This window comes from Streptomyces bambusae (assembly GCF_019400985.1).
Classification (GTDB): domain Bacteria; phylum Actinomycetota; class Actinomycetes; order Streptomycetales; family Streptomycetaceae; genus Streptomyces; species Streptomyces bambusae_A.
The window spans coordinates 1-7525 of record NZ_WTFF01000347.1 but is presented as its reverse complement, the minus strand read 5'-3'; the positions used below and the strand labels follow the sequence as shown (position 1 = coordinate 7525).

The 7525-nt window shown below is 75.0% G+C and carries 5 protein-coding genes; 4 read left to right on the top strand and 1 reads right to left on the bottom strand.

What is annotated here, in order from left to right:
* Positions 1-502: hypothetical protein (locus GPJ59_RS37995; RefSeq protein WP_258025182.1), on the bottom strand; the 502-nt coding region annotated here is incomplete at its 3' end.
* A gap of 10 nt (positions 503-512) precedes the next feature.
* On the opposite strand from GPJ59_RS37995, the gene pabB reads away from it, so the two are divergent.
* The 4 genes from pabB to GPJ59_RS30925 all read left to right on the top strand — a co-directional run.
* Positions 513-2078 carry an aminodeoxychorismate synthase component I gene (pabB, locus tag GPJ59_RS30940; protein WP_374200961.1) on the top strand — a complete coding sequence of 522 codons (1566 nt, stop codon included), beginning with the start codon at positions 513-515 and terminating at the stop codon, positions 2076-2078.
* Positions 2075-4492, top strand: coding sequence for a beta-glucosidase family protein (locus GPJ59_RS30935; RefSeq protein ID WP_219671228.1), 2418 nt, complete (start codon positions 2075-2077; stop codon positions 4490-4492). Before pabB ends, GPJ59_RS30935 begins: the two co-directional genes overlap by 4 nt.
* Before the next feature lie 44 nt (positions 4493-4536).
* On the top strand, positions 4537-5706 hold the full coding sequence (locus GPJ59_RS30930) for a 4-hydroxybenzoate 3-monooxygenase (protein WP_219671229.1): 1170 nt from the start codon (positions 4537-4539) through the stop codon (positions 5704-5706).
* Positions 5707-5834: 128 nt separating this feature from the next.
* Positions 5835-7525 (top strand): type I polyketide synthase (locus tag GPJ59_RS30925; RefSeq protein ID WP_219671227.1); only part of this gene is annotated, 1691 nt, incomplete at its 3' end.

The following is a 7525-nucleotide window of genomic DNA, read 5'->3' as shown; positions in this document are numbered from 1 at the left end:
CCCCCGCCCCGCGGACCGCACCGGCCGCGCCCGCCGAGGCGACGACCGCGACACCCATGGCCGCTACGACCGCGACCGACACTCTCGCGACCGCGACCGACGCTCTCGCGACCGCGACTGACGCTGCCGCGACCGCCGCCAACGCCTCCGCGACCGAGTCCGGCACCGCCACTGCGGCGACCCGCACCGCCACTGCGGTGTCCGGCGCCGCCACCGGCGCGACCCGCACCGCCACCGGCGCGACCCGCACGGTCGCTGCGGTGTCTGGCACCGCCACTGCGGCGACCCGCACCGCCACTGCGGCGACCCGCACCGCCACTGCGGCGTCCGGCACCGCTACCGGCGTGACCCGCACCGCCACTGATGCGTCCGGCACCGCCACCGGCGCGAACCACACCGCCACTGCGGCGACCCGCACCGGCGCTGCGGTGTCCGGCACCTCTACCGGCGTGACCCGCACCGCCACTGATGCGTCTGGCACCGGCACTGCGGCGTCCGGCACCGCTACCGGCGTGACCCGCACCGCCCCGGTCGTGGCCGCGCCGGCCGACGGGGTCGTTCGCTACGCCCTCCACGTCCGCGACCTCGCGCCTCGCACGTTCGTCGACGCCGAGACCGCCTTCACCCGCCTGTTCGCCGGCTCCACGCGGGCGTTCTGGCTGGACAGTGCCCGTGTCGAACCCGGCCTGTCCCGCTTCTCCTTCCTCGGGGACGCCTCCGGTCCGCTCGCGGAGACCGTCCGCTACCGCGTCGACGAGGGCGTCGTCGAGGTCGACGGCGCCACCCCGGCCACCCACCGCGAGTCCGTCTTCGACCACCTCCAGCGGGAACTCGCCCGCCGCGTGGTCGACGCCCCGCCCGAGCCCCTGCCGTTCTCCTTCACCGGCGGCTACGTGGGCTACTTCGGCTACGAGCTCAAGGCCGACTGCGGCTCCCCGAACCAGTACCGCGCCGACACCCCCGACGCCGTATGGATCTTCGCCGACCGTTTCCTCGCCGTCGACCACGAGACCGGCCGCGGCCACCTCCTCGCCCTGAGCACCGACGCGGCCACCGCGGCCGCGGCCGACCGCTGGCTCGACGAGACCGCCGCCGCCCTCGCCGGCCCCGCCGCCCCGGCCGAGCCGCCGGCCGACCTGCCGGCCGTCGACGTCGAACCGCTCCTGGCCCGCAACCGCGCCGCGTACGTCAGCGACGTACGGACCGCCCAGGAGTACCTCAAGGCCGGCGAGAGCTACGAGGTCTGCCTGACCAACGTCGCCGAAGTCCCGGCCGCCGACGACGGCCTGACCACCTACCGGCGGCTGCGCCGGCTCAACCCCGCGCCCTACGCGGCGTACCTGCGCCTGGACGACGTCGAGGTGGCCTGCTCCTCCCCGGAGCGCTTCCTGAAGATCACCGGCGACCGGGTCGCCGAGGCCAAGCCGATCAAGGGCACCGCCCCGCGCGGCGCCACCCCGGCCGAGGACGAGCGGATCCGCCAGGAGCTCGTCTCCAGCACCAAGACCCGCGCCGAGAACCTGATGATCGTCGACCTGATGCGCAACGACCTCGGCCGGGTCTGCGAGGTCGGCTCCGTCCACGTGCCCGTCCTGATGGCCGCCGAGAGCTACACCACCGTCCACCAGCTCGTCTCCACCGTGCGCGGCACCCTGAAGGACGGCAACGACGCCGTCGGCGCCGTCCGCGCCTGCTTCCCGGGCGGCTCCATGACCGGCGCGCCCAAGCTGCGCACCCTCGACATCATCGAGTCCCTGGAGGAACGCGCCCGCGGCATCTACTCCGGTGCCATCGGCTACCTCGCCTGCGACGGCAGCGCCGACCTCAACATCGTCATCCGCACCATGGTCCTCGCCGGCGGCCGCTGGCAGGTGGGCGCCGGCGGCGCGATCGTCCTCGGCTCCGACCCGCACGACGAGTACGACGAGATGCTCCTCAAGGCCGCCGCCCCGGTCCGCGCCCTGACCCGCGCCGCCGCCCCTTCCCCCGCCGCGGGTTCCGGGGCCGCCACCGCAGACGCCTCCACCGACGCCACCGCTGACGCCACCGCCGACCGAACCGGAAGTGACCACCGATGAACGCCCCCGCCCCCGCCCCCGCCCACACCCCCGCGCACGCCACCGCGACCGTCACCGCCCTCGTCGCCGCCATGACCCTCGACGAGAAGATCTCGTTCGTCCACGGCGCCGACGACCCCGAGCAGCTCGGCCAGTCCGGCTACATCCCCGGCGTCCCCCGCCTGGGCATCCCCGCGCTGCGCATGACCGACGGCCCGGCCGGCGTCCGCATGAAGCGCAGGACCACCACCGCGCTGCCCGCCCCCGTCGTCCTCTCCTGCGCCTTCGACGACGAACTGGCCGCCCGCTACGGCGAGTTCCTCGGCTTCGAGGCCCGCGCCAAGCGCCAGGACGTCCTCATCGGCCCGATGCTCAACGTGCTGCGCCAGCCGTACGGCGGCCGCAACTTCGAGCTGTACGGCGAGGACCCGCTGCTCGTCACCGCGATCGGCACCGCCGTCGTCCAGGGCATCCAGTCCCAGGGCGTCATCGCGATGCCGAAGCACTTCGCCGCGAACAACCAGGAGGAGAACCGGATGGCCGTCGACACGGTCGTCGACGAGCGCACCCTGCGCGAGATCGAGTTCCCCGCCTTCCAGTCCGTCGTCCGGGCCGGCGCCGGCGCCCTCATGGGCGCCACCAACTCCGTCAACGGCCAGTTCTCCTGCGAGAACGAGACCCTCCTGACCACCGTCCTGCGCGACGAGTGGGGCTTCGAGGGCTGGGTCATGTCCGACTGGGACGCCGTCCACGACACCGCCGCCGTCGAACGCGGCCTCGACCAGGAGATGCCGAACGGCGCCCACCTCGGCGAGCCGCTGCGGCTCGCGATCGAGGAGGGCCGCGTCGACGAGTCTGTCCTCGACCGCGCCGTCGCCCGCATCGTCGGCCAGATGGCCCGCTTCGGCCTGATCGCCGCCGGTCCGGACACACCCCCCGAGGCGGCGGCCGCCCTGACGCCCGCCGACCGCCCGGTCCCCGAGCGCGACGCCGTACGCGGCCGCGCCCTGGCCCGGGAGATCGCCCTCGCCGGCTCCGTCCTGCTGCACAACCCGGACGGCGTGCTGCCGCTGTCCGCCGAGCGCCTCGCCGAGAAGGGCGTCGCCGTCATCGGCCGCTCCGCCGACGTCCTCAAGACCGCCGGCGTCGGCAGCGCCCTCGTCGTCCCCGAGTCCGCCCGCACCCCGCTGGAGGTGCTGCGCGAGCGGCTCGGCGACGAGGCCGTCACCTTCGCGATCGGCGAGGACCCGGCCGGCCGGACCATCCCCGAGTCCGCCCTGGTGCCGCCGTTCCGCACCGGCGAGGTCGCGCCCGGCCCGTCCACCGAGCCCGACTACTTCTACGAGGGCGTCCTGACGATCGAGACCCCCGGCCGCTACCGCATCGCGGTCACCGCGCTCGGCGGCTACGCGGCCATCGACCTGGAGGGCCACCCCCGCGTGTTCGCCGGCAGCTCCTTCGGCGACACCGCCGGCCTGACCGCCGACCTCGAACCCGGCAGCTACAAGCTCGTCCTGTCCGCGCTGCCCGTCCCCGACCAGCCCGTCCGCCTCACCCTGGGCTGGGTCACCCCCGAGCAGGCCCGGGCCGACATCGACGAGGCCGTCGCCGCCGCCCGCGCCGCCGACGTGGCCCTGGTCTTCGCCTACGACGAACTCGCCGAGCTGATCGACCGGCCCGCCCTGCCCCTGCCCGGCCTCCAGGACACCCTGATCACCGAGGTGGCCAAGGCCAACCCCCGTACCGTCGTCGTCCTCAACACCGGCTCCTCGGTCCCCATGCCCTGGCTGGAGCACGTCGCCGGCGTCCTCGACGTCTGGTACCCCGGCGAGGCCGGCGCCGAGGCCGCCGACGCCCTGCTCTTCGGCGACGCCAACCCCGCCGGCAAGCTCACCCAGAGCTTCCCCGTCGACGCCGCACGGACCTCCGTCGCCGGCGACCCGCTGCGCTACCCCGGCGTCGACGGCCGCGTCGAGTACCGCGAGGGCGTCTTCGTCGGCTACCGCTGGCACGACGAGCACGGCGTGCCGCCGCTGTTCCCCTTCGGACACGGCCTCAGCTACACCACGTTCGCCTACGAGGACCTCGACCTCACCCCGGCGGGCACCGACGTGACCGTCTCCTGCACCGTCCGCAACACCGGCGACCGCGCCGGCCGCGAGATCGTCCAGGTCTACCTCGGCCGCAGCCACGAACTCGACGTCCCCCAGCCGCCCAAGACCCTCGCCGGCTGGACCACCGTCGACCTGGAGCCCGGCGCGTCCGCCCGCGTCAGCGTCACCGTCGACGCCGAGCGGTTCACCTACTGGGACGATGCCACCCGCAGCCGGCGCGTCGCCGCCGGCGCCCGCGAGGTCCTCGTCGGACGCTCCAGCGCCGACCTCCCGCTGACCGGCAAGGTCCACGTCGCCGCCGACGGAACGGCCGGCCTGTGACCGCGCCCGCGACGGCGACCGTGAACACGGCAGCGCCCCTGCGCATCCGCACCCCGGTGTGCATCATCGGCGCCGGGCCGGCCGGCCTCGTGCTGGCCCGGCTGCTGGAGCTCGAAGGCATCGACTCCGTCGTCCTGGAACGCCGCGACCGCGCCCACGTGGAACGCCGCGTCCGCGCCGGCCTGCTCGAACAGGGCACCGTCGAGACCCTGCGCCGCGCCGAGGCCGCCGCCCGCCTCGACCGCGAGGGCCTGGTCCACGAGGGCTTCGAACTGCGCGTCGACGGCGACCCCTACCGGCTGCCGTTCGCCAAGCTCACCGGGGCCAACGTATGGATGTACGGGCAGCAGGAGGTCGTCAAGGACCTCATCGCCGCCCGCACCGCCGGCCCCGGCCGGCTGCACTTCGGCGTCGACGACGTCACCGTCGCCCGGCTCGGCTCCGACGGCGCCACCGTCCGCTGCACCCTCGACGGCCGACCGGCCGAGATCACCTGCGACTTCGTCGCCGGCTGCGACGGCTTCCACGGCGTCAGCCGCGCCGCGGCCCCCGAAGGGGCCGCGACAGGGCACGCGTACAGCTACCCGTACGCGTGGCTGGGGGTCCTCGCCGAGGCCCCGCCGCTGTCCTCCGAGCTGATCTACGCCGTCGGCGAGCGGGGCTTCGCCCTGCAGAGCATGCGGTCCACCACCATCAGCCGCCTCTACCTCCAGGTCCCCACCGACGAGCCGGTCGACGCCCGCTCCGACGAGGAGGTCTGGCAGGAGCTCGACCTGCGGCTGACCGGCGGCACCGGGGCCCTGCCCACCGGCCGCATCCTGGAACGCTCCTTCGTGCCACTGCGCAGCTTCCTGTGCGAACCCATGCAGTTCGGCCGGCTGTTCCTGCTCGGCGACGCGGCCCACATCGTGCCGCCCAGCGCCGCCAAGGGCCTCAACCTCGCCGTCGCCGACGCCGAGCTCCTCGCCGGCGCCCTGGCCGTCTGGTACGGCTCCGGGCGCCGGGAGCCGCTCGACTCCTACTCCGCCACCGCCCTGCGCCGGGCCTGGCTGGGCCAGGAGTTCTCGCGGTGGATGACCGACCTGCTGCACACCGCGCCCGGCGGCACCGCCTTCGACCGCGGGCTGGCCCGCGCCCGCTTCGACCACCTGACGGGATCCACCGCCGCGGCGACCGACTTCGCCGAGCAGTACGTGGGGCTCGCCCGGCGCTGACCGCTGACCGCAGACCGCGTGACTGCGTGACCGCTGTCCGCGTGACCGCTGACCGCTGCCCCGGCCGCCTCGCCCCGCCGGGCGGCGGACAGCTCGTTTCCACCTGATCAACGGGAGTTCGTACGTCCATGAACAACGAAGAGAAGATGCTCGACCACCTCCGGTGGATGACGGCCGAACTCCACCAGACCCGGGAGCGGCTGCGATCGGCCGAGGAGGCCGAGCCGATCGCCGTCGTCGCGATGAGCTGCCGCTACCCGGGCGGCGTCACCACCCCCGAGGAACTGTGGCGGCTAGTGGCCGACGGCCGCGACGCCGTCGCCGGATTCCCGCAGGACCGCGGCTGGGACCTCGACGCCGTCTACCACCCCGACCCCGACCACCAGGGCACCAGCTACGTCCGCGACGGCGGGTTCCTGGAAGGGGCCACCGAGTTCGACGCGGCCTTCTTCGGGATCTCGCCGCGCGAGGCCCTCGCGATGGACCCGCAGCAGCGGCTGCTGCTGGAGACCGCATGGGAGGCCTTCGAACGGGCCGGCATCGACCCGGCCTCCCTGCGCGGCACCCGGACCGGTGTCTTCGCCGGCGTCATGCACCACGACTACGCCGCCCACACCGACCGCGACAGCGTGCCCGACGGCGTCGAGGTCTACCTCGGCAGCGGCAACGCCGGCAGCGTGGCCTCCGGCCGCGTCTCCTACGTGCTGGGCCTGGAGGGCCCGGCCGTCACGGTGGACACGGCGTGCTCGTCGTCGCTGGTGACCTTGCACCTGGCCGCACAGGCCCTGCGGGCCGGCGAGTGCACCCTCGCCCTTGCCGGCGGCGTCACCGTCATGGCCGACCCCGAACTCTTCGTCGACTTCAGCCAGCAGCGGGGCCTGGCCCCCGACGGCCGCTGCAAGCCGTTCGCGGCCGCCGCCGACGGCACCGGCTGGGGCGAGGGCGCCGGCCTGCTGCTGCTGGAGCGCCTGTCCGACGCCCGCGCCAACGGCCACCCCGTGCTGGCGGTCGTCCGCGGCTCCGCCGTCAACCAGGACGGCGCCAGCAGCGGGCTGACCGTGCCCAACGGCCCCTCCCAGCAGCGCGTCATCCGCCAGGCCCTCGACCAGGCCCGGCTCACCCCCGGCCAGGTCGACGCCGTCGAGGCCCACGGCACCGGCACCACCCTGGGCGACCCCATCGAGGCCCACGCCCTGCTCGCCACCTACGGCCAGGACCGGCCCGGGGACCGGCCGCTGCTGCTGGGCTCCGTCAAGTCCAACATCGGCCACACGCAGGCCGCCGCCGGGGTGGCCGGTGTGATCAAGATGGTCATGGCGATGCGCCACGGCGTGCTGCCGCGCACCCTCCACGTCGACGAGCCCACCCCCCACGTGGACTGGTCGGCCGGCGCCGTCCGGCTGCTCACCGACAGCGCGCCCTGGCCCGAGACCGGCGAACCCCGGCGGGCCGCCGTCTCCTCCTTCGGCATCAGCGGCACCAACGCCCACATCGTCCTGGAGCAGGCCCCGCCGACCGCCGGGCCGGCCACCGGGCCGGCCGGTGCCGCGGACCCCGCCGACACCCCGGCCGAGCAGGCCGCCCCGCCCCTGGTGCCGTGGCTGGTGTCCGCCCGCGGCCACGACGCCCTGCACGCCCAGGCCGCCCGGCTCCTGGCACACACGGCGGGAGCGGACGACGCGGCGGGCACAGGCGAGGGGGCCCCGGGGGCCCCGGGCGCCCCGGACACGGAGGGCGGGCACGGCCCGGCCACCACCCGCGGCTCCCTCCCCGGACTGGCTCTTATATACATCTCCCAGCCCACGCAACCGAAGGTGGT

What these genes read in the sequence shown, in the direction of transcription:
- GPJ59_RS30935 (WP_219671228.1), top strand. Translation starts at nt 2,075, where the DNA reads ATGAACGCCCCCGCCCCCGCCCCCGCCCACACCCCCGCGCACGCCACC.